Annotated in this window: 15 protein-coding genes and 1 pseudogene; 10 read left to right on the forward strand and 6 right to left on the reverse strand. The window is 64.5% G+C overall.

Translation table 11 applies throughout. From position 1 onward, the window contains the following. Positions 1 to 127 precede the first annotated feature (127 nt). The 5 genes from BRX37_RS20725 to BRX37_RS20745 are packed head-to-tail and all read left to right on the forward strand — an operon-like array spanning position 128 to position 6,942. Positions 128 to 2,215: a PQQ-dependent dehydrogenase, methanol/ethanol family gene (locus BRX37_RS20725; protein WP_125989195.1), complete on the forward strand. Its 2,088-nt coding sequence runs from the start codon at positions 128 to 130 to the stop codon at positions 2,213 to 2,215. After that, positions 2,215 to 2,886: an SRPBCC family protein gene (locus BRX37_RS20730; RefSeq protein WP_125989197.1), complete on the forward strand. Its 672-nt coding sequence runs from the start codon at positions 2,215 to 2,217 to the stop codon at positions 2,884 to 2,886. The genes BRX37_RS20725 and BRX37_RS20730 overlap by 1 nt, the downstream gene beginning before the upstream one ends. Continuing rightward, positions 2,883 to 3,752, forward strand: a complete 870-nt coding sequence (locus BRX37_RS20735; RefSeq protein WP_125989199.1) for an FAD binding domain-containing protein — start codon at positions 2,883 to 2,885, stop codon at positions 3,750 to 3,752. The genes BRX37_RS20730 and BRX37_RS20735 overlap by 4 nt, the downstream gene beginning before the upstream one ends. Then, positions 3,749 to 4,228, forward strand: a complete 480-nt coding sequence (locus BRX37_RS20740; protein ID WP_125989201.1) for a (2Fe-2S)-binding protein — start codon at positions 3,749 to 3,751, stop codon at positions 4,226 to 4,228. Before BRX37_RS20735 ends, BRX37_RS20740 begins: the two co-directional genes overlap by 4 nt. Next, positions 4,225 to 6,942: a xanthine dehydrogenase family protein molybdopterin-binding subunit gene (locus tag BRX37_RS20745; protein WP_125989203.1), complete on the forward strand. Its 2,718-nt coding sequence runs from the start codon at positions 4,225 to 4,227 to the stop codon at positions 6,940 to 6,942. Before BRX37_RS20740 ends, BRX37_RS20745 begins: the two co-directional genes overlap by 4 nt. Positions 6,943 to 7,479: 537 nt before the next feature. Here BRX37_RS20745 and BRX37_RS20750 read toward each other — a convergent pair. Next, complete coding sequence (locus tag BRX37_RS20750; protein WP_125989205.1) at positions 7,480 to 8,214, reverse strand: SDR family NAD(P)-dependent oxidoreductase; 735 nt, start codon at positions 8,212 to 8,214, stop codon at positions 7,480 to 7,482. A gap of 82 nt (positions 8,215 to 8,296) precedes the next feature. Between BRX37_RS20750 and BRX37_RS20755 the strand changes: the two genes are divergently transcribed. The 4 genes from BRX37_RS20755 to BRX37_RS20770 all read left to right on the forward strand — a co-directional run bounded on the left by BRX37_RS20755 (position 8,297) and on the right by BRX37_RS20770 (position 12,078). Further along, positions 8,297 to 8,716 carry a winged helix-turn-helix transcriptional regulator gene (locus BRX37_RS20755; protein WP_081261006.1) on the forward strand — a complete coding sequence of 140 codons (420 nt, stop codon included), beginning with the start codon at positions 8,297 to 8,299 and terminating at the stop codon, positions 8,714 to 8,716. Positions 8,717 to 8,771: 55 nt separating this feature from the next. Next, a complete protein-coding gene (locus BRX37_RS20760; protein WP_063976522.1) occupies positions 8,772 to 9,548 on the forward strand; it encodes an SDR family NAD(P)-dependent oxidoreductase in 777 nt (258 codons plus the stop codon). A gap of 149 nt (positions 9,549 to 9,697) precedes the next feature. After that, positions 9,698 to 11,011, forward strand: a complete 1,314-nt coding sequence (locus tag BRX37_RS20765; RefSeq protein WP_063976523.1) for an MFS transporter — start codon at positions 9,698 to 9,700, stop codon at positions 11,009 to 11,011. A 53-nt stretch (positions 11,012 to 11,064) separates the two neighbouring features. Next, positions 11,065 to 12,078, forward strand: coding sequence for a LacI family DNA-binding transcriptional regulator (locus BRX37_RS20770; RefSeq protein WP_063976524.1), 1,014 nt, complete (start codon positions 11,065 to 11,067; stop codon positions 12,076 to 12,078). A gap of 75 nt (positions 12,079 to 12,153) precedes the next feature. Here the strand turns inward: BRX37_RS20770 and BRX37_RS20775 are convergent, their stop codons facing one another. Continuing rightward, positions 12,154 to 14,667, reverse strand: coding sequence for a TonB-dependent receptor domain-containing protein (locus BRX37_RS20775; protein ID WP_063976525.1), 2,514 nt, complete (start codon positions 14,665 to 14,667; stop codon positions 12,154 to 12,156). A 186-nt stretch (positions 14,668 to 14,853) separates the two neighbouring features. Here BRX37_RS20775 and BRX37_RS20780 point away from each other — a divergent pair, with 186 nt between their 5' ends. Then, positions 14,854 to 16,398, forward strand: a complete 1,545-nt coding sequence (locus tag BRX37_RS20780) for a putative 2OG-Fe(II) oxygenase (protein ID WP_063976526.1) — start codon at positions 14,854 to 14,856, stop codon at positions 16,396 to 16,398. Between the two features lie 4 nt (positions 16,399 to 16,402). Here BRX37_RS20780 and BRX37_RS20785 read toward each other — a convergent pair whose 3' ends face one another. The 4 genes and pseudogenes from BRX37_RS20785 to BRX37_RS27405 all read right to left on the reverse strand — a co-directional run. After that, the gene (locus BRX37_RS20785; protein WP_318276822.1) at positions 16,403 to 18,610 is read right to left on the reverse strand and encodes an alpha-galactosidase; all 2,208 of its coding nucleotides are present in this window, start codon (positions 18,608 to 18,610) and stop codon (positions 16,403 to 16,405) included. 5 nt (positions 18,611 to 18,615) lie between these two features. Beyond that, positions 18,616 to 19,530, reverse strand: coding sequence for an ROK family protein (locus tag BRX37_RS20790; protein WP_202907032.1), 915 nt, complete (start codon positions 19,528 to 19,530; stop codon positions 18,616 to 18,618). Beyond that, complete coding sequence (locus BRX37_RS20795) at positions 19,527 to 20,618, reverse strand: glycoside hydrolase family 68 protein (RefSeq protein ID WP_063976528.1); 1,092 nt, start codon at positions 20,616 to 20,618, stop codon at positions 19,527 to 19,529. Before BRX37_RS20795 ends, BRX37_RS20790 begins: the two co-directional genes overlap by 4 nt. A gap of 240 nt (positions 20,619 to 20,858) precedes the next feature. Next, positions 20,859 to 21,054: pseudogene (locus tag BRX37_RS27405) on the reverse strand (DUF1348 family protein); the annotation flags it as partial. Positions 21,055 to 21,083: the final 29 nt, after the last annotated feature.

The raw sequence follows: 21,083 nt of genomic DNA on the forward strand, positions 1-21,083 counted from the left end.
GATGACAGCACCGGGGCGATGTCCGCGGGCGATGGCCTGCGCCTGCTTGACCGGCTGAGCGACAAAAACTAAACACCTGTTCAGTAAAACAGGCTTCGCGGCAAGCGGGCAGGACGGGAGAGAGCGGATGCGGGGGACGCGCGGGCTGTTTCTGGTGCGGACGGTGGCGGGACTTGCGCTGGCGGCGTCGGCCGCGGGGCTGGTGGCGCAGCAGGCGATGCAGACCGGCACGGGGGGCGACTGGCCCGGAGTCAGCGGCAGCGCCGACGAGAGCGGCTATAGCCAGCTGAGCGCGATCAACACCGCCAATATCCGCAAGCTGGGCCTGGCCTGGTCGCTCGACCTGGAGGGCGAGGTATCGCTGGAGGCGACCCCGCTGGCGGTGAACGGCATCCTTTATTTCAGCGGCAGCTATGGCGCGGTCTATGCCGTCGACGGCGCGAGCGGCAGGCTGATCTGGAAATATGATCCGGAAATCTGGAAGGTCAATCCGACCCGGCAGGCGATGGGCATGGGCGTCAATCGCGGCGTCGCTTACGACAATGGCCGGATCTTCATCGGCGTGCTGGACGGCCGGCTGATCGCACTGGATGCCAGGACCGGCGCGGTCGTCTGGAGCGTCAACACGCTGCCGCCGGGCACTATGCACAGCCTGACCGGCGCGCCGCGCACCTTCAACGGCAAGGTCATCATCGGCAATGGCGGCGCGGATATCGGCCAGCGCGGCTTCGTTACCGCCTATGACCAGAAGACGGGGACGCAGGTCTGGCGTTTCTGGACGGTGCCGGGCAGCCCGGAGCAGAATGCCGGCGACCCGGTGATGGAAATGGCGGCCAGGAGCTGGAACGGTTCCTACTGGAAGACCGGCACCGGCGGCACGGTGTGGAACGGCATGACCTTCGACCCGGAGCTCAACCGCATCTATCTGGGCGTCGGCAATGCCGGCCCCTATGATCCGGAAAAGCGCAGTCCGGGCGGCGGCGACAATCTGTTCGTCGCCTCGATCGTCGCGCTGGACGCCGATAGCGGTAAATATCTCTGGCATTATCAGCAGAACCCCCGCGAAAGCTGGGATTACAAGGCGACGGCCAACATGATCGCCGCGACCGTGACGATCGACAGGAAGCCCCGACGGGTGCTGATGCAGCAGCCGACCAACGGCTTCTTCTATGTGCTGGACCGCGAGACCGGAAAACTCATCTCGGCCGAGAAGGTCGGCAAGGTGAGCTGGGCCAGCCATATCGACATGACCACGGGACGCCCGGTGGAAACCGCCAACGCCCATTATCAGGACGGGCCGGTCGACATCTATCCCAGCACATTGGGCAGCCATAACTGGCAGGCGATGAGCTACAGCCCGCAGACGGGGCTGGCCTATATCCCCTATATGCAGGCCGGCGCCCGCTACGCAAAGGCGGACAAGGGGTTCCTGGCCAGCATCACCGGGGCCAGCGCCAGCTTCATCACGCAAAAGCGCGACAAGGATGACCTGACCGGCGCGCTGCTGGCGTGGGATCCGGTGGCGCAAAAGGCGCGCTGGCGCATGACGCGGCCCCATTTGTGGAATGGCGGGACGCTGGCGACGGCCGGCGGGCTCGTGTTCCAGGGGACCGCCGACGGTTATGTCCGCGCGCATGACGCGGCGAGCGGCAAGGAAATGTGGCGCTTCGATGCGGGTCTGGGGATCATCGGCGCGCCGATGAGCTATGCCATCGGCGACACCCAATATGTGTCGCTGCTGGTCGGCTGGGGCGGCACCACGGCGGCGGCGAGCGAGATATTGAATGTCGGCTGGAAATATGGCGCCCAGCCCCGCCGGCTGCTGAGCTTCGCGATCGGCGGCAAGGCGCGGCTGGCGCCATCGCCCCCGCGCGACATGGCGGTCCATGCGCTCGACGATCCCAGCATCGTGCTGGACGAAAAGGCGGTGGCGGCCGGCAAGGAGATGGGTTTCATCTGCGGCGCCTGCCACGGCATGGCGTTCAAGGGTGCCGGCGCACCGGGACCGGACCTGCGCGAATCCGCCCTGTCGCTGTCGGAGGAGAATTTCTACCAGGTGGTGCAGGAAGGCGCGCTGGCCGAACGGGGCATGCCACGCTTCCCGCTGGGCAAGGCGCAGATCCACAATATCTGGTCCTATCTGCGCGCCACCGCGCGCGAGGCGCTGGGCACGCGCAAGCCCGACACCGACACAGCGACGGCGGCGCGCTTCTGATGCGGATGACCGGCGAGGAGCGGATCGCCGCGCCGCGCGACGCGGTATGGCAGGCGCTCAATGATCCGGCGGTGCTGCGCCAGTGCATTCCCGGCTGCCAGTCGCTGGAGCGTGACGGCGGGGACCGGTTGCGGGCCGAGATCGCGGTGAAGATCGGGCCGATCGGCGCGCGCTTTGCCGGCACCGTCACCCTGTCGGAGATCGACGCCCCCAATGGCTATCGCATCAGCGGCGAGGGCCAGGGCGGCACGGTGGGGCATGCCAGGGGCGGCGCGAAGGTGACGCTGGCCGCCGATGGCCCGGCCACGCGCCTGTCCTATGCGGTCGAGGCCGAGGTTGGCGGCCGGCTGGCGCAACTGGGTGGGCCGATCATCGATGCGACAGCGAAGCAGCTTGCGGGGCAATTTTTCCGCAACTTCAACGCGGTGGTCAGCGGCGGCACCGTGCCGGCGGAGGGTGCTCCGGTCGCTGCTGCGCCGGCGCCGGTGCAGGCTCCGCCATCGGCGGGCGGCCATCCCTGGGGCTGGATCATCGCGCTTTTGCTGGCGCTGGCGACCGGGGTGCTGCTGGAGCGCAGCGGCGTGGCGGGCACCGGCATGGTGGCGATCGGCCTGTTGCTGGCGGTGACGGCGCTGGCCGGGTTCGAGGCCGGGCGCAGGGGGCGGCGATGAAGCCCGCGCCGTTCGACTATGTTCGCGCCACCAGCATCGACCATGGCTGCGCCCTGCTGGCCGAGGCCGGGGGCGGCGCGCAATTGCTGGCGGGCGGGCAGACGCTGATGCCGTTGCTGGCGCTGCGCATGAGCCAGCCCTTCATCCTGATCGACATCGGCCATCTGCCCGAATTGCAGGGCGTCGCCCCCCATGCCGGCGGCCTGCGGATCGGCGCGGCGACGCGGCAGGCCGATGCGCTGGCCAATCCGCTGCTGGCGCGGGCCTTGCCGGTCTTCGTCACGGCGCTGGCCCATGTCGGCCATCACCAGACCCGCAATCGCGGGACGATCGGCGGGTCGATCGCGCTGGGTGAACCGGCGGCCGAGATGCCGGCGACGGCGGTGGCGCTGGGGGCGTCCATGACCCTGCGGTCGGTGCGCGGCGCGCGGACCATGGCCGCCGACGACCTCTATCTTGGCCCTTATGCCACCGCGATCGCGCCGGACGAGATGCTGGTGGCGATCGATTATCCGGCCTGGCCGGCGGATGCGGTGCCGCTGTTCCGCGAGTTGGCGCGGCGGCCCGGCGATTTCGCGCTGGTCGGGCTGGTCGGCGCGCTGGCGGTGGTGCAGGGGCGGATCGAGCGGGCCGGCATCGCCTGGTTCGGCATGGGGCCAACGCCGATACGCGCGCGCCAGGCGGAGCAGGCGCTGGTCGGTCAGGCGATCGACCGGATCGATGTGCAGGCCATTGCCGATCTGGCGATCGCCGACAGCGCGCCGATTGACGACGGCCATGCCAGCGCCGCCTATCGACGCAGCGTCGGCCGGCGCATCTTTGCCAGCAGTCTGGCGCAGGCGCTCGACCGGAGGCTGGCGGCATGAGCGAGCATCGCATTTCGATGATGGTAAACGGCCAACAGCATCGCGGGCTGGTGGACGGGCGGCTGATGCTGAGCGACTGGCTGCGCGAGGCGGCGGGCTATACCGGCGTGCATGTCGGCTGCGAGCAGGGGGTGTGCGGCGCCTGCACGGTGATCGTAGACGGGCGCGCGGTGCGGTCCTGCCTGATGCTGGCGGTGCAGGCCGATGGATGCAGCCTGACCACGGTCGAGGGGCTGGCCGCGGCCGACGGCACGCTCCACCCGGTGCAGCAAGCGCTCAAGGATAACCATGGCCTGCAATGCGGCTTCTGCACGCCGGGCATCGTCATGACCCTGGCTGCATTGCGGGCCGATGGCGCCCGCCCCGACGAAGCGGCGATGACCCAAGCCATGTCCGGTCATCTGTGCCGCTGCACCGGTTATCAGGGGATACGCCGCGCGATCCGGCAACTGGCGGCGAAGGATGGCACGCCATGAATGCGCCGCCGATTTCCGCGCAGCGCTTCATCGGCCAGCGCGTGCCGCGCAAGGAAGATGGCCGGCTGCTGACCGGGCGCGGCAGCTTCGTCGACGATATCATCCTGCCCGGCATGCTGCACGCCGCCTTCGTCCGCAGCCCGATCGCGCGCGGCACGATCCGGTCGATCGACACCGATGTCGCGCGCGCGCAACCCGGCGTTCATGCGGTGCTGACCCAGGCGGATCTGGCGCCGTTCGGCGTCACCATGCTGAGTTTCTTCCTCGGCCCGGTGGAGGTGGCGATGACGCCGCTGGCCGATGGGCGGGTCGCCTATGTCGGTCATCCGGTCGCGCTGGTGATCGCCGACGATCGCTATCTGGCCGAGGATGCCGCCAGCCTGGTGGTGGTCGATTATGCCGAGGAAGCCGCCGTCGTCACGCTGGACGATGCGCGCCTTGGCCCACGGGTGCATCCCGATACCGACGACAATGTCGCCGCGCTGATGGGCGAGGAGGACGCCGATGCCGCGCTGGAGGCGCTGCTGGCGGGCGCGCCGCATCTGGTCAGCCAGTCGATCCGCCATCAGCGCATCGCCCAGTCGCCGATGGAGACGCGCGGCGTGGTGGCGAGCCTGCAGGGCGAGAGCGAATTGCTGGTTCATATCACCTGCGCCGGGCCGCAACTGGTGGCGCGCTGGCTGACCTTGGCGCTCGACCGGCCGGGCCTGAGCGTGCGGGTGATTGCCAAGGATGTCGGCGGCTCCTTCGGCCTCAAAAATCATCCCTGGATGGAGGAGGTGTCCGCCATCCTTGCCGCCATGCTGCTGCGCCGGCCGGTCAAGTGGATCGAGGACCGGATCGAGAATCTGACCGCCGCCAACCAGGCGCGCGAGCAGGAAATGACATTGCGCGCCGCCTTCGACGCGGACGGGCGGCTGATCGCCAGCCATGCCGATTATGCGCTCAACAACGGCGCCTATCCGATGGGGGCGGACGCCAATATCGCGGTCCATATGTTCCTGTGGGCGGCCTATAATATCCCCGCCTACAGCTTCGTATCGCGCGGCTGGTACAGCAATACGCCGGGGCTGGCCGCCTATCGTGGCCCCTGGGCGATCGAGACGCTGGCGCGCGAGACCTTGCTCGACCGGGCGGCGCGGCAGATCGGCATCGATCCGATCGAAATCCGTCGCCGCAACCTCTGCACCGCTGCCGACCAGCCGTCGGTCACGCCGCTCGGCATCCCGCGCGAGGATATCACGCCGGCGCAATGTCTGGAGAAACTGCTGGCGGTGGTGGACGTGCCCGCCTTCCGCGCAGAGCAGGCCGCGGCGCGGGCACAGGGGCGCTATCTGGGCCTGGGCCTTGCCGCCTATATCGAGCCGACCGGGGCGGCCGGCAGCATCGCGGTGATGACCGGCGAACTGGCGCAACTGCGGATCGAGCCGACCGGGCGGGTGGTCGCGGTGATGAGCGTCCATTCGCAGGGCCATGGCACCCAGACGACGATGGCGCAGTGCATCGCCGAGCAGCTGGGCGTGCCAATCGAGGACGTCACCATCTTCGATGGCGACAGCTCGCGCGGCGGATTTGGCCCCGGCGCGGGCGGCAGCCGGCAGGGGGTGATCGGCGGCGGTGCGGCGATCCGGGCCGGGCGGCTGCTCGCCGACAAGGTGAAGGTGGTGGCCGCCCATCTGCTCAACGCCAGTCCGGAGGCGATCAGCCTGTCCGACGGGATGGTCCATGTCGCCGGCGCGCCGGAGATGCGGCGGACGCTGCGCGAAATTGCCGAGATCGCCTATGGCGAACCGGGGCGATTGCCGCCGGGCATGGAGACGGGGCTGGAAGCGCAATATCGCTATGATCCGCCGCCCATGACCTTCACCAGCGCGACCCATGCCTGCATCGTCGAGGTCGATGCCGATACCGGGTTCGTGACGATCCAGCGCTGGGTCAGCAGCGAGGATTGCGGGGTGATGATCAATCCGGCGGTGGTCGAGGGGCAGATTGCCGGCGGCCTGGCCCAAGCCATAGGCAGCGTGCTGCTGGAGGATGCCGCGCGCGATGCGCAGGGCAATCCGACGGCGGCGACCTTCAAGGATTATGCGCTGCCGACGAGCTTCGACGTGCCCGCTTTCGAATATGTCCACGCCGATACCCCCTCGCAGGCCGAAGGCGGTTTTCGGGGCGTTGGCGAGGGCGGCTGCATCATCGGCCCGCCGACCCTGGTCAATGCGATCGCCGATGCGCTGGCACCGTTCGGCGAGGTGCCGGTGGACCTGCCGCTGACGCCAGACAAGCTGATGACGATCATCGAGGGGCGGCCCTGGCCCGAACATCCGGTCAGCCGCTTCCATCCCGACCATCGGGCGCCGGAGGCCGATGCCCCTGCCCCGGTAGCGCCCCCTGCCCCGACGGTCGCGCCTGCCGCCCCGGTCGGGATCGACGGCGCGTGGAAGCTGGTGCTGGCGACGCCGATGGGGCCGCAGCCGATGGTGGCGCATTTCCAGGTCGCGGGCGATCGGGTCACGGGGCGGCTGGAGGCCGATCAGGGATCGCAGGAATTTGCCGGCACGATCGCCGGCAATCAGGTGTCCTGGGAGATGAAGGTGACAAAGCCGATGGCGATCACGCTGAAATATGAGCTGGTCTTTGCCGGCGATGTCGTGAGCGGCAAGTGCAGGATGGGGCTGTTCGGCACGGCGAAGGTGCGGGGCGAGCGGGTGCGATGATTTCCGGACACAGAAAAGCCGCCTTGGGGAGATCCGAGGCGGCGTGTGTGTGTGATTTGGTTGCGGGAGTAGGATCTCACACAGACCTAAGAACCGATCTAAGGCAATGATTTTGCGTTATATTGTTCCGAAATTTGCTGAATGATCCCCCTGCAGTACCCCCATAAAGATCAATATGTGATGAGACGTGTAGTTGTTTCGGTTAATCGAAATTTCCGCACCTCACCACGGTAGCCAACGGCAAGACGAATGTCGCGCTCGGAGAGGTTAAGGTGCGAAAGCTGCCGGTCGCTGCGCGGGGCCATCAGCGGTCGTGACCTATTTTTACCATTTAGCGGACCATTTGCTGGACCCAACTTCGGTCTCTTCGTTATCGCATGTTAGCTGTGTCAAACGTTCAGTCCAAAAACCATTCTGAACAGGATGCGCTAACGGTCATAATGCAGGTGGACTGGCAGTCTGTGCATCATCCACCTATCAGCGACTTCGCGCCGGCTTGCCCTAAAGCAAGTCGGCGCGTAAAGAACGGCATGCAGCTTAGATTTGCGCCAGTCCGCCATCGGTGAACAGCTCGCTTCCGGTCATGAAGCTGCTGTCGGATGAGGCAAGGAAGGCAGCGGCTGCCGCCACTTCGGATGGATCACCGACATGACCGATCGGTGTAGTTGCTCCCATTTCGATCATCGCCTCCTTGCCGACGACCTCGGCCGCCAGTTCGGTCAGCGTTGGCCCGGGTGAAAGCACATTGATGCGGATTCCCGTGCCCCGCAGATCCTGCGGCCAACTGCGCGCAAGATTGCGCACGGCAGCCTTGGAGGCGCTGTAAATACTGAAGGCCGGTGTCCCCATCACACCCGTGGTCGACCCGGTCAGAATGATCGAGCCGCCTGTGTCCATGAGCTTCAGTCCCTTTTGCACTGTGAGGATCGTGCCCTTCACATTGACGTCGAAGGTTTCAACATAATGGTCGGCAGTAATGTCCGGCAGCGGCACCAGCGCGCCTGTTCCGGCATTGGCGAAAAGGATGTCTATCGATCCGCGCTCTGCCTTCACTGTCTCGAACAGGCGATCGAGATCGGCAGGATCGGCAACCGAACCCGCCACTGCGCGGGCGTTTGCCCCTAGTTCGCTTAGGGCAGCATCGAGTTTTTCCTGTCGACGTCCGAAAATATAGACGAACGCGCCTTCTGCGATGAAGCGCCGGGCTGATGCTAGGCCGATGCCTGTACCGCCGCCGGTGATGATGGCAGTCTTGCCTTCCAGTCTTTTCATGAATTCCTCCAAACTAATGTTGCACGTAGCTGGAGGCGTACCTACCTATCGGCAAGTATGCACCTTTTGGTAAGTATCGAAAATGTCTGCAGAGCCCAAATCCCTGTTTGATGCTCCGACGCCTGCAGGGGCGTGTTCAGTTGGAACCGTTGCTCCTAATTTCACCTGCGGCCTCGATGCGACGCTCAAGGTCATTGCCGGCAAGTGGAAGCCGTTGATCCTCTACTTCCTGCTCCAGGGGCCCAATCGCTACGGCGCGCTCAAACGCGCGATCCGCGACGTGAGCGACAAGGTTCTGATCCAGCAGTTGAAGGAACTGGAAGCAGATGGGATTCTGCTGCGCACTGATTACAAGGAAGTGCCGCCGCGCGTGGACTATACGCTGACACCCCTCGGCCAAAGCCTCGCTCAGGCGCTCGAGCCTTTATGCAGCTGGGGCACCGAGAATATGTTGGAAATGCAGAGGATCTTCGCCGAACGCGATAGTTGGCAGCGTAGATAGACCCGATGCGTTTTGGCCCTCTGGGCGCTGGCCATGCGCCGAGCAAGGAGTCGATATGGCGAGAATTTTCATCACCGGCAGTTCTACCGGTCTTGGGCTGGCCGCTGCGCAGTCGTTGCTTGCCGGCGGACATGATGTCGTTCTCCACGCCCGCAATGCCGAACGGGCTGCGGCTCTGGCAGCGCAAGTGCCGCAAGCTTTGGCAATAGTGACAGGCGATCTCAGCCTGCTGTCGGAAACACGAGATTTGGCCGATGCGGTGAATGCCATCGGTCGCATGGACGCAGTGATCCACAATGCCGGACTACATGGCGCGAGCGGCAGAGGTCGGACGGTGGAAGGCCACAGCGTCATGACCGCGGTCAATCTGCTGGCACCTTATGTCCTGACCGCCTGCATCGAACGGCCCGAGCGCCTTGTCTACATGAGCAGCGGGCTTCACCGGGGCGGCAATGCCGGCGTGGATGATCTCGACTGGACCCGGCGTCGCTGGCAGCCGGAACAGGCCTACGCCGATAGCAAGCTTCAAATCGTCGCGTTTGCCATGGCGATAGCACGGCGATGGCGTGACGTGCTGAGCAACGCCGTCGATCCAGGCTGGGTGCGCACACGCATGGGCGGCGCGTCCGCGCCGGTCGACATCGCGACCGGACAGGCGACGCAGAGCTGGCTCGCCGCAAGCAACGACGAGGCAGCGCGGACCAGTGGTGGCTATTGGCATGCCATGCGGCGCGAAGAGCCGGCAGTTCCCGCAGCTAGCGCCGATCATGGAGATCGCCTGCTCACGGCACTGCAAGCGCTTACGGGCATGACGATCGGTATTGACGGCTGACGCCCGGTCGGAAGGTCGGCCATCCCGACGATCTATCTGCCGCACACTCGCCCTTAGTCGATTTGCCCTCCTTAAGCAAACGTTTGCATATTCATCATCACTCTGTATGATCGACGACAGAAAGGTCGCAAGGGCGACGGAGAGGATCTATGCGGGACAGAGCCAGCAAACCACGAATGCATCTGTCACGCATCGTCGAAATGAATCTCGGTTTCCTCGGCATCCAATTCTCCTTTGGCCTGCAACAGGCCAATATGGGGCCGATCTATCGCTATCTTGGCGCGGATGAGGCGCATCTGCCGCTGCTCTGGTTGGCGGGGCCGGTCACGGGCCTGCTCGTGCAACCGATCGTGGGCGCATTGAGCGACCGGACGGTCAGCCGCTGGGGGCGGCGCACGCCCTATTTCCTGATCGGCGCCATATTGTGCAGCCTCGGCCTGCTGATGATGCCTTACAGCCCGACGCTCTGGTTTGCGGCCAGCCTGCTCTGGATGCTGGATGCGGCGAACAACATCACCATGGAGCCCTATCGCGCCTATGTCAGCGATCGGCTGGACGAGAGCCAGCGGTCGGTCGGCTTCCTGACGCAGAGCGCCTTTACCGGCCTTGCCCAGACGCTGTCCTATCTGGCGCCGACGCTCCTGGTGTGGTGGGGCTTCGATGCCGATCTGGTCGATGCGAACGGCATACCGGACGTGACCCGGATCGCCTTTCTGATCGGTGCCGTCATTTCCATCTCGACGATCTTGTGGTCCGTGCTGCGCGTGCCCGAGCTGCCGCTGCCGCCGGAGGAGATTGCGCGCATGCGCGGCGAGCGCTTGTCCTGCGGCACGGCGCTGCGCGACTTCATGGCGGCTGTGCGCGACATGCCCGTCGCCATGCGCCAGCTTGCCCTGTCGATGCTGCTGCAATGGTTCGCCATGTTCGCCTATTGGCAGTTCATCAGCTTCGCGCTGGCCCGCTCCATTTTCGACACGGCCGATCCGACTAGCAGCGGCTTTCGCCAGGCGGTGCTGCTCACCGGCCAGGCGGGCGCGCTCTACAATGCCGTCGCCTTCCTCGCCGCCTTCGCCATGGTGCCACTCGGTCGGCGGATCGGGCCGCATTATGTCCATGCCGTCGCGGTCGCCTTGTCCGGCGCTGCGATGCTGGCCATCCCCGGCACCAGCGATCGCACGCACCTGTTCCTGCTGATGACCGGCATCGGCATTGGCTGGGCCAGCATGATGGGCAATCCCTATGTCATGCTGGCCAACGCCATCCCGCCCGAGCGGACCGGGGTCTATATGGGCATTTTCAACATGTTCATCGTCATTCCCATGCTGCTTGAAACGCTGATCGTCCCGGTCATCTATCGCCCGCTGCTGGGCAGCGATCCGCGTAACATCCTGTTGATGAGCGGTGTGATGATGATCGCAGCCGGGGCCGCCACCCTGATCGTCAGGAACCCCCGAAAGAATTGATACAGCTGCGATCCGGATTGTCCCCCGTCCTTCCCTGGCCTAGACGATAGGCCATGACGGATCATCAGAACGAACCTGTCCGAAGCATAACCGACCTCGCCCGGATCGCCGGTGTCTCGGTATCGACGGTATCGCGTGCGCTGACGTCGAAGGGCGCGCTCAACAAGGATACCCGCCGTCGTATTCAGGAACTGGCGGCCCAGCATGGCTTCCAGTTGAATGTCGCCGCGCAGAATCTGCGGCTGGGCCGTACCGGGGCGATCGCCGTCCTGCTGCCCCTGGGTCATGAGCGCGGGCAACATCTGTCCGATCCCTTCTTCATGGCGATGCTGGGGTTTCTGGCCGACGAACTGACGGAGCGCGGCTATGATCTGCTGCTGTCGCGCGTCCTGCCCGATGGCGAGGATTGGCTGGACGCCTTCATCCGCGCCGGCCGGGTCGATGGCGTCATCATCATCGGCCAGTCCGACCAGAGCGCCGTGCTGGACCGCACCGCCAGCCATTATCGCCCGTTGGTCATCTGGGGCGCCCATGCCGAACGCAACCAATATCTGACGATCGGGACCGACAATATCGCCGGCGGCGCGCTGGCGGCCCGCCATCTGCTGGAGCGCGGACGCGGCAAGCTGGCCTTTTTCGGCAATGTCGCGGTGCCGGAATTTGCCGCCCGCTATGAAGGCTTTCTGTCCGCCCTACCCGCCGATGTGCGCGATCGGGTCGAACTGGTCCATGCGCATGTCACGCCGGAGGCGAGCTATCGCGTGGCGGCCGACTATTTTGCGGCAGGCCATCGCCCCGATGGCGTGTTTGCCGCGTCCGATGTGACCGCCATGAGCGTCATCACCGCCGCCGCCGAACAGGATATCCGCGTGCCCGACCAGTTGTCGGTCGTGGGCTTTGACGATGTGCCGCTGGCACGGCTATCCAACCCTCCGCTCACCACCATCCGGCAGGATATCCAGCGCGGGGCCGCCCTGCTGGTCGAGCAGCTATGTCAGCGGCTTGCAGGCGAGGAGGTCGGATCGATCCAGATCGCGCCGGAGATCGTGACCCGAGAATCAAGCTGACAAGAAAAGGCCCGGCGCCTTGAGGGAGCCGGGCCTTCGAGGTAGCCGAAACATGCGTTCCGGCGTCGGATCGGGTCAGAAATTATAGCGGATCGAAGCCGTCACGGTGCGGCCATAGACCGCGCTATTCTGGAAGATGCCAGTCGTTGCGCTGATCGGCAGCAGCTGGCCGCCACCGCGATAGCCAAGCGTATCGAACAGATTATTGGCGTTGAGGCCCAACTCCAGATTCTCGATCGGCCGCACCTTCACGAAGCCATTGAAGAAGGTCGTGCCGCGCACGGTGTAGAGATTGAAGTCATCATTGGGCGCACTGGACTGCCCGCTGGCCGACAGGCCGACCGCGAACAGGCCCGCATCATAGGAAGGCGAGATCAGATAGGTGAGCTTGGGAATGCCGCCGGGCCGGTTGCCGACCAACGCCGCCGTTGCGCTGTCCTTGATCTTCGGGTTCACCCAGGTCGCATCGACCGCCAGGCGGAAATTGCCGAGATTGAGACGCCCGGTCAGTTCCACGCCCCAGGAGCGATAGTCGTTGGAGATGTTGGGATCATTGTTCGGCGGCGGATTGTTGATCCGGGTAAAGTCGTAATTATTTTCGGTGAGGGTCGAGCGAAATCCGGTGACTTCCACCGAATAATTGCCCGACCCACCGACGAAGCCACGATGCTTCACGCCCACTTCCTGCTGATTGAGGAAGTTGATCGCCGTGCTGGCACCCTGGCTGTTGAGCGACCCGTCGGCATTGAAATTCCCGCCCAGCGTGCGCCGGTCGGCGTTGAAGCGCCCGCCCCGGCTGGCACGGGCGAAGATGCTGGTGCTGCTGTCGAAGGCATAGAGCGCACCGAACGACCAGCTGGTATAGCTGCGCCGGTAATTGATCCGCTCGATCGCACCGCCCGGCACCATCGACGGGATGGTCGCGCTGCCCACTTCATCACTGACGATATAATCGGGGCCGGCAACGCCCGCCTGCGCCGTGCCTTCGCCGCGCACCCGATCGAAGCGCACGCTGGCGTCGAGGTCAAAGCCGCCGCCCGAATAATTGGCCGACAGGAAAGGCGCATCGTCGGTATATTTGAGGTCGACGCTGCGCGCGCAGCAATTGCCCCAATTGTCGTTGAATCCCGCCTGACCCGCTGCGGTGATCTGCGTGCCGGTGGTGGAGTAGAGATTGAGCGGCGCGGCATTTTCGCCTTCCAGCGCGCTATATTGGCGGTTCACATGCCAGTCCTGAACGATGTTCTGGCTCATGTGGAACCAGCCCGCCTGCACCGTGATCTTGCCCGCACCCACATCGAACCTGCCGGTCAGCGCCAGATTATTGGCGATGCTGCCCATATCCTTCATCACCGTGTTGATGTTCGGATTATTGTTGAGATAGGTGCCGGTATAGGCCTGCCCCTTGTTCGGCCCCGCCGCATAGCGGATCGCCCCCACCGTCTGCCCGTTCACGGTCGATCCCAGCACGCTGGCGGTCGTCGCGACGTTCAGGAACTGGGTGGTGAAATTGCCGCTCATGTCGGTGTAGCGGAAATTATTGTCGACGGTCAGCGCGTCACTCAGTTCATAATGGAATTGCGCCCCGACGGAGGTGACGCGGGGGTGGATGCCCTCCACATCGGCATTTTTGAGCACGCCGTTGGTGTCGACATATTGGAAGCTGCGCTGATAGATGGAATAGGTCGATCCGTCACGCGCATCGAAGCCCGGCAATGGCTTGAAATCGGTAATCTTGTTTCCATCGATCGCCACCAGCGACGGCATGGTGGTGTTGGTCGGCGCCTGTTCGTCCAGCCGCTTGAAGTTGAATCGGATATAGCCCCGGCCATCGCCCAGATCCTTGGTCAGATTGGCCTTCACCTGATAGCCGCGCAGGATATTGAAATCCTCATTGGTCGGGCCGCCGCCTTCGCGGGCATAGCCACCGACATGGAAGCGCAGCGTGTCGCTGATCGGGCCGCCATAGTCGAAATCGACGCGCGTCTCGCGGAAGCCGACCCCCTTGGACAGGCCGATAGAGCCGCCCTCCTTCTCGCCGGTCTTGCTGATATAGTTGACGACAGCGCCGGGCGCCTGGCTGGCGAAGGTGGAGGCGGAGCCGCCGCGCACGGCTTCCACGCGCTCGACATTCTGGTCGAAGCGGAGCCAATAATCGTTGTTGCCGAACTGGATGTCGCCAAACAGGGTGACGGGCAGGCCGTCCTCCTGCAGCGCGACATATTCCGATCCGCCGGTCGACACCGGGATGCCGCGCACGCCGATATTGGCGTTGCCGCCCGGTCCCGCCGTGTCGGAGGGCTGGAGGCCGGGGATGGAGCGCAGCACTTCGGCTTCGGAGCGCGGCGTGAAATTCTGGATCGCTTCCTGGCTGACCTGCGACACCGAAATGGACGATCGGAACCGCGACTTGTCGCCGGCTGCGGCGGTCACGACAATATCCTCGCCGTTGACGGGTTCGGCATTCCCGGCGGCTGCCGCCTGCGCTTCGGCAGGTGCAGCGTCCTGCGCCAGGGCAGGCCCGCCAAGGCAGGCCATGGCCAACGCGAACGTGGAAATGCGGCTTGGCTGAAAGCTGGTCTTCATCATCCCCTCCTTAGGGCCGCCGCGCATCGCTTCGCGGTCGGTTGAAGGCTTGCATAACCACCACTGCAAACCTTTGCAACATATTACAGCAAACGTTTGCATTTCATCTCGTCAGCCCGGTGTTTATGGCTATATTGCGATCAGACAAGCGGCGGCTGCGGCCCAGAAACAAGAGCAAGCAGGTTGAGGATGAAAGACGATAACAGCCTCGTCGATCTGGTCGCGAACCAGCCAACATCGCCGTCTTCTCCCGATGCCGCCGCCTGGCTGCGATCGATCGAGTCGGCCATTTTGGACGCCTTGCGCGTCGGGGCTGGAGACCAGATCCCCTCGCGATTGGAAAAGGTCGGCATAGCCTGGCCAGACCATCCCCGCCTCCTCTGGCTCAAAGCACTGGTTCTGCGCGAAATGCAGACGCATGAGCCTGCGCTAATCGCCGCCGAGCGCGCCGCCGCTCTGGCGAAGGACGATCCGCCGGCGCAGGCGCTGCTCGCCCAACTGCGCTATGAGACGGGACGAAACGCCGCCGCTCAATTCGCTGTTGCCCGCGCGCTCGCGCCTGGAGACATGGCACTGGTTCGTGGCCATGCCGGCGCGCTTGCGGCGGAAGGCGACATCGATGCGGCACTGGCCCTGATGACGGCCGCGCTCGACGATCATCCCGGCTGGATTGAGGGTCAGACCTATCGCGCGACATTGCGGCGCCTGGCCGGCGTAGGCGGCCGAGCGGATGAGGGCTTTGCCGAAGCGCTGGGCACCGAGCCGCATAATCTGGCGCTTCATCTGGCTCGCTTCCACTGGCTGGCCAAGGCAAAGTCGTGGGATGATGCCCGCGCCGTGCTACACGACGCCAACCGCGCCTGCGGCGATGCGGGCGCGCTGGAGGTGGCGCGCCTCTATCTGGAAGCAGAATCGGGCGCAGCAGCGAACAGGCCCGACCTGTTCGACGGGCTGGCCGACCGCCCCGATCCTGGCCTTGCCCTTGCCCGTGTCCGTCATGCATTGCGCTGCGCCGCGCCGGAGCGGGCGGTGCAAATCGCGCTCGCACAGCTTGGCTCACCATCCGCGCCGCTGTTCTGGCCCTATCTGTCGATCGGCTGGCGGTTGCTGGGGGACGACCGGGCGGCCTGGCTCGACCGGCCAGAGCAGCTCATCCATGCGGCCGACATCGGTTTGGATACGCAGGAATTGTCCGATCTGGCCGACCTGCTCCGCACGCTGCACACGGCCACCTCCCCCTATCCGGATCAGTCGGTGCGCGGCGGCACCCAGACCGACCGGCCGCTGCTGTTCCGACATGAGCCGATCATTCAGCGCACCCGCGCGGCGATCGAGGCAAACGTGCGCGACTATATCGATCGCTTGCCTGCCGCCGAGCCGGGCCATCCGCTGCTAGGAACGCCACGCGGCGAGGTAAAATTTGCAGGTAGCTGGTCCGTGCGCCTCCATGCCCAGGGCTTTCATGTCACCCACACCCATCCGGTCGGCTGGATCAGTTCGGCGCTGCATGTCGCCTTGCCCGACCCGGACGCTATGGGGAAAGAGCCTTCGGGCTGGCTGCGTTTCGGTACACCGCCGTCGGAACTGGGGCTGGATCTGCCGCCCTATTGCGAGATCGAGCCGAAGGTCGGGCGGCTGATCCTCTTTCCGTCCACCCTGTGGCACGGCACCGTGCCGTTCGCGGATGGCCAGCGGCTGTCGATCGCCTTCGATATCCGCCCACCGCGCCGCTGAGCGCTCAGCTTTCGAACAGATAGGCCGCGCCCTTGTAATCGCCCTTCAACTTCACGCGCAGCCCCTGTTCCATCCAGTAGGCGCCGCTCGCCTCCGTCGGCACATCATCGGGCAAGGCCGATCCGTCCAGCATCCGCACCCGGTAGCTGCGGAGCGGATCAAGCCCCTCAGGATGGAGCGCCTCCACATTGTCGCGGAAGGATGAACTGTGCAGCATCTGGAACAGCACGGCCCGGCGCTTGTCCGGGGAGACATGGAAGGTCGCAGAGCTTGCCGCATCTGGCCGAGGTGGCGCGATGCGGTAGAGATCGCCGCGCTGCACGATATCCCGAATGGACTTGTAGGCGGCGATCCATTTCCTGGCCGTGGCAAAATCCGCCTCCTGCCAATGATCCAGATTGGCGCCTATCCCCAGGCTGCCCTGCATGGCGGACAGGAAGCGATAGTCGAGACTGGTTTCCCGGCCGTTCGCCCAGTTGGGGCTGTCCGTCACCCAGGCCATCATGATCGACGGCGCATAGGCCTGGGTAAAGCCGTCCTGAATGATCAGCCGATCATAGGGATCGGTATTGTCCGACGTCCAGCTCTGGTCGGTCTGGCCCATAATGCCCAGGTCGATGCGTCCGCCGCCACCCGAACAGCCCTCGATTTCCAGTCCCGGATGCCGCCGCCGCAGTTCGGACAGGATATAATAGAGGTTGCGGACATATTGGACCTGCACCCGCTGCTGATCCTGCGGCGGCACGCCCGGCCAGCCGGCCTCGGTCCAGTTGCGATTATAGTCCCATTTGAGGAAGGCGATGTCGTTCTGGCGCACCAACCGGTCCAGAACCGCCAGAAGATGATCGCGCACATCGGTCCTGGCAAGGTTCAGGACGAGCTGGTTGCGGCCCTCGGTCCGCGGACGGTCCGGGAAGTTCAACACCCAGTCGGGGTGGGCGCGGTAGAGGTCCGAATTGACATTCACCATCTCCGGCTCGACCCAGAGGCCGAAATCCATGCCCAACGCCTTCACCCGGTCGATCAGAGGCTTCAGGCCATTGGGAAATTTGCGCGGATTGACCGTCCAGTCGCCCAGCCCCGCCTTGTCGTCGTCGCGCGCGCCGAACCAGCCGTCATCGACGACGAAACGCTCGACGCCGATCTTCGCCGCCTTCTCGGCCAGTGCCATCTGTCCGGCCTCTGTCACGTTGAAGGTGGTCGCCTCCCAGCTATTATAGAGAAGCGGCCGGATCTTCGCCTTGGCGCCGCCGGGAATGATCGCAGCGCGCTGGAACGCATGAAAACGGCGCGAGGCGTCTCCCATGCCCTTGCTGCTGTAACCCGTGTAGAAAATCGGTGTGTCCAGGCTCTCGCCCGGCTTCAGCGCCCAGCTGAAATCATAGGGATTATAACCGCCGCTGATCCGCACCCGGCTGAGATTGTCGAGGCCCACCGACAGGCGGAAGGAACCGGACCAGGCCAGCGCCCCATACCAGACAGGACCATCCGTCTCGCTGCCCTTGCCGTCCTTGACCAGCGCAAACCAGGGCTGATTGCCATGGCCGGTCGATCCTCGGCGACTTTCCAGCACGGTCAGGGCTGGCGTCACCGGCGTTTCTACCTGCGACCATTCCGACGCATGGCGCCCCGTCAGATAGCGGAGACGATAGCCGTTGCCGACCGGCAGCGTGTAGGTCGCCGCCGCAATCTGGTCGATGCGCACCGGCTTGCTGTCGCCATTGCGAACGCTGGCCGATCGGGCGATCACGCCCGTCGCCGGATCAATCACATAATGCAGTGTCACCGTGAGCGGCCGGCGGATATCGGCCAGTTCCACCGTCAGCGTTTCACCCGAAATCTTGTGGCCGCGATATTTGAGGACCAGGTCGCGATTGCCGTCGGCAAAAACCGCCTTGATGCCCGGTTCGCTGACCAGCCCCTCCCCCTGCCCGGCATATTCCTGCGCGGTGATCGATCCGGCCGGGTCGAACCCCGACAATTCGGTGGGATGCCGGGCTATGAGCGGTGCCTTCTCATCCAGCGCCTGCCCCCAATAGAGCGGCTGGAGATAGCCCTGCTCATCCACACCCATGGCATAGGTCACGCCGCCGCCATCGAGCCGCATCACCCGACCATCCGCTGTGGCGCTGACCTTTGCCCAAAGGACGCCAGGACAGGCAAGAGCCGTGAAGACGGTAGCCGCCAGGCACAATGACCGAAGGGACCGCATATTCATCATCCTTGCCTTTCCGCCAGGGCATCAAGTGCCAGCGCGACAGCGCCGAGCGGCCCTGCCTGATCTCCCAGCGCGGGGGTGCGCACGATGGCCGCGATAGTGTCCGGAGTTACAAACGGCAGATAGCCAGCCAGTTGCGCGACAACCTTGGCCCGAACGCGATCGAGCAGATCGGCGCGGCCCATGCCCACGCCGCCGCCAATCAACACCTGCCGCGCTGCCGTCATGAGCAGGATCGTGGACACGAGCTGGGCAAGGTCATGGGCGACATGATCCCAGCGGGGATCCTCCGCATCGATCTGGTCACCCGGCTGGCCGAAGCGCCTTGCCAGGGCCGGGCCGGACACCAGCCCTTCGATACAGTCGCCATGAAAGGGGCAGGCGCCAGGGAAATCATCCCCCTTCGCCCGGCGAATGGCGATATGCCCCAATTCCGGATGCATCGCGCCATGCAGCGTTTTGCCATTCAGGGCGAAACCGCCGCCCAGCCCCGTTCCTACGGTGAGGTAGCAGAGGCAATCGGATGGTTCCTGTCCCTGCGCCCCCGCGCCCCAGCGCGCTTCGGCCAACGCCGCCGCATTCACATCGGTATCGATCGCTGCCGGACAGGGCAGCGCGCCGGCCAGCGCACCAAAAATGTCCGTATCGCTCCAGCCAGGCTTGGGCGTTGGCAGAATCCGGCCGAAATCCCCGGCATTTCTGTCGAGCCGCAAGGGACCAAAGGAGGCAATGCCCAGCGCGGAAAAAGCCTCTTCCGCGTGCCAGCGGGTCAGGATTTCCTGTGCCGCGCCCAGAGTCGCATCCGGTGTCGTCGTCGGCACCAATTGTCGCTCGACAATCTCGGTTCCGCGTGCGCGCAGGACGAAAACCTTGGTCCCGCCCAGCTCGACACCCGCGACCAATGGGGGCGTCATGCCGCCACTCCAGCAGCATCGCCATCGAGCCACAACTGAACGAACGGTGCAAAGGCGCCACCGAACCGCCGCTTGCGTCCTCCCCCTCCCCAATTATCGACAAAGCTGGTGACCCGCAGATCAGGCAGCACCAACCAGCTATAGCTTTGCGCAGGCACTTCATGCGGGTTGGCGAAGACCAGGCCACTGCCGTTGATCGGGTGCCAGGGGCCGCTCAACATATCTGCGACCATGCCGTAGAGGCCCGTCGGCCCTATTGGCCCTTTTGGATTGAACACATGGGCCTGGGTCGACCAGAACAGATAATAACGCCCCTGATGGAACACCACATGCGGTCGTTCCAGCTCATTATTAATGTCGTCGGCGACGATCAGCGGCGGCTGGACGGTCCAGTCGTCCGGGCGATCGGCCGGGGCGGTGGCAACCCCGATTACCCCGTTGAAAGCCGATGCCGTTCCCGCCAGCGAGCCGGCGAAAAACAGATGATGGCGGCCATCTGCAGGGTCGCGAAAATAGGCGGGATCGCGATAGGCCTTGATCGTGCCGATGGCGCCGCCGCCCGTGGTGGGCATATACCAATCCGGCATAGGTGGGATCACTTCGCACAGGTCGCGCCAGTCCGCCAGGCGATCGTCATCGCCAAGACTGGCCCGTGCGCTGAACATGCGCTGCTCAAAGGTCAGTCCATTGTCGCCGCGCTGCCCGGCGGCCGTGAAATAGAGGATCACATCGCCGGTGGCATCGTCGATGATGGCCGATCCAGACCATTCCCGGCTGCCCGGCGAAAAGCCATCTGGCATGGCAGGCCCAAGGTCGGACCAACCGCCATCCTCGTGGCGAAGCAGATGAATGCGTGCATGGCCATGGCGCGCGTCCGGATCATCAAATCGCGGCGCGCCGAGCGCCATCCAAAGCTCGCCACCCGCAGCATTGGCAAAGGGTGCGCCATCCCGACGCTGGATCGGCCACGCATCCCAGATGCCCAGATTGAAGGCGACCGGGGCAAAATCCTTGTCGGTGATTGGGGCAATGACGATCGGCGACGAGGGAATTGCAGCAACATGCGCAGCCGTCCAGGATATCGTCACATCAACGCCCTCTTCATGAGAGGAGGACGCCGTCAAGCGTGCAGTCCCAACGACATCCTCCCTAAGATAGAAGTAGGTTCGGTCGCGCTCAAACGCCCATCCGAACCAGCTTCACAAATGGGAATAAAGGCGTAGGCAAACGTTTGCAAGTCTTATTCAAGTGAGCAGTTTTGACGGATTGCGCCATCCAATTCGCAAGACGTCTGCGATCCAGCACAAAGACTCGCCGCTAGATCCCGCCTAAATCCCAAGTTCGCTCAACCACGGATGATCGTCAGGACGGTGCCCCTGCGTCCAGTGGAATTTCCGCTCCACCGCATTGATCGGCGCATCGTTGATGCAGGCGAACCCGCCACTGCGTCAGGCCGCTCTGGTCAAGTTCCCAATTTTCATTACCATAGGTGCGGAACCAGTTGACGCTGTCGTCATGCCATTCAACAGATGGACAGCGCATTTCTGAACAAA

Origin of the sequence: Sphingomonas sp. S-NIH.Pt3_0716 (assembly GCF_003950715.1) — a bacterium.
In the GTDB taxonomy this organism is placed as follows: domain Bacteria; phylum Pseudomonadota; class Alphaproteobacteria; order Sphingomonadales; family Sphingomonadaceae; genus Sphingobium; species Sphingobium yanoikuyae_A.

What these genes read in the sequence shown, in the direction of transcription:
- BRX37_RS20735 (WP_125989199.1), top strand. Translation starts at nt 2,883, where the DNA reads ATGAAGCCCGCGCCGTTCGACTATGTTCGCGCCACCAGCATCGACCAT.
- BRX37_RS20770 (WP_063976524.1), top strand. Translation starts at nt 11,065, where the DNA reads ATGACGGATCATCAGAACGAACCTGTCCGAAGCATAACCGACCTCGCC.
- BRX37_RS20790 (WP_202907032.1), bottom strand. Translation starts at nt 19,530, where the DNA reads ATGACGCCCCCATTGGTCGCGGGTGTCGAGCTGGGCGGGACCAAGGTT.
- BRX37_RS20785 (WP_318276822.1), bottom strand. Translation starts at nt 18,610, where the DNA reads ATGCGGTCCCTTCGGTCATTGTGCCTGGCGGCTACCGTCTTCACGGCT.
- BRX37_RS20725 (WP_125989195.1), top strand. Translation starts at nt 128, where the DNA reads ATGCGGGGGACGCGCGGGCTGTTTCTGGTGCGGACGGTGGCGGGACTT.
- BRX37_RS20745 (WP_125989203.1), top strand. Translation starts at nt 4,225, where the DNA reads ATGAATGCGCCGCCGATTTCCGCGCAGCGCTTCATCGGCCAGCGCGTG.
- BRX37_RS20760 (WP_063976522.1), top strand. Translation starts at nt 8,772, where the DNA reads ATGGCGAGAATTTTCATCACCGGCAGTTCTACCGGTCTTGGGCTGGCC.
- BRX37_RS20780 (WP_063976526.1), top strand. Translation starts at nt 14,854, where the DNA reads ATGAAAGACGATAACAGCCTCGTCGATCTGGTCGCGAACCAGCCAACA.
- BRX37_RS20740 (WP_125989201.1), top strand. Translation starts at nt 3,749, where the DNA reads ATGAGCGAGCATCGCATTTCGATGATGGTAAACGGCCAACAGCATCGC.
- BRX37_RS20755 (WP_081261006.1), top strand. Translation starts at nt 8,297, where the DNA reads ATGTCTGCAGAGCCCAAATCCCTGTTTGATGCTCCGACGCCTGCAGGG.
- BRX37_RS20750 (WP_125989205.1), bottom strand. Translation starts at nt 8,214, where the DNA reads ATGAAAAGACTGGAAGGCAAGACTGCCATCATCACCGGCGGCGGTACA.
- BRX37_RS20765 (WP_063976523.1), top strand. Translation starts at nt 9,698, where the DNA reads ATGCGGGACAGAGCCAGCAAACCACGAATGCATCTGTCACGCATCGTC.
- BRX37_RS20775 (WP_063976525.1), bottom strand. Translation starts at nt 14,667, where the DNA reads ATGATGAAGACCAGCTTTCAGCCAAGCCGCATTTCCACGTTCGCGTTG.
- BRX37_RS20730 (WP_125989197.1), top strand. Translation starts at nt 2,215, where the DNA reads ATGCGGATGACCGGCGAGGAGCGGATCGCCGCGCCGCGCGACGCGGTA.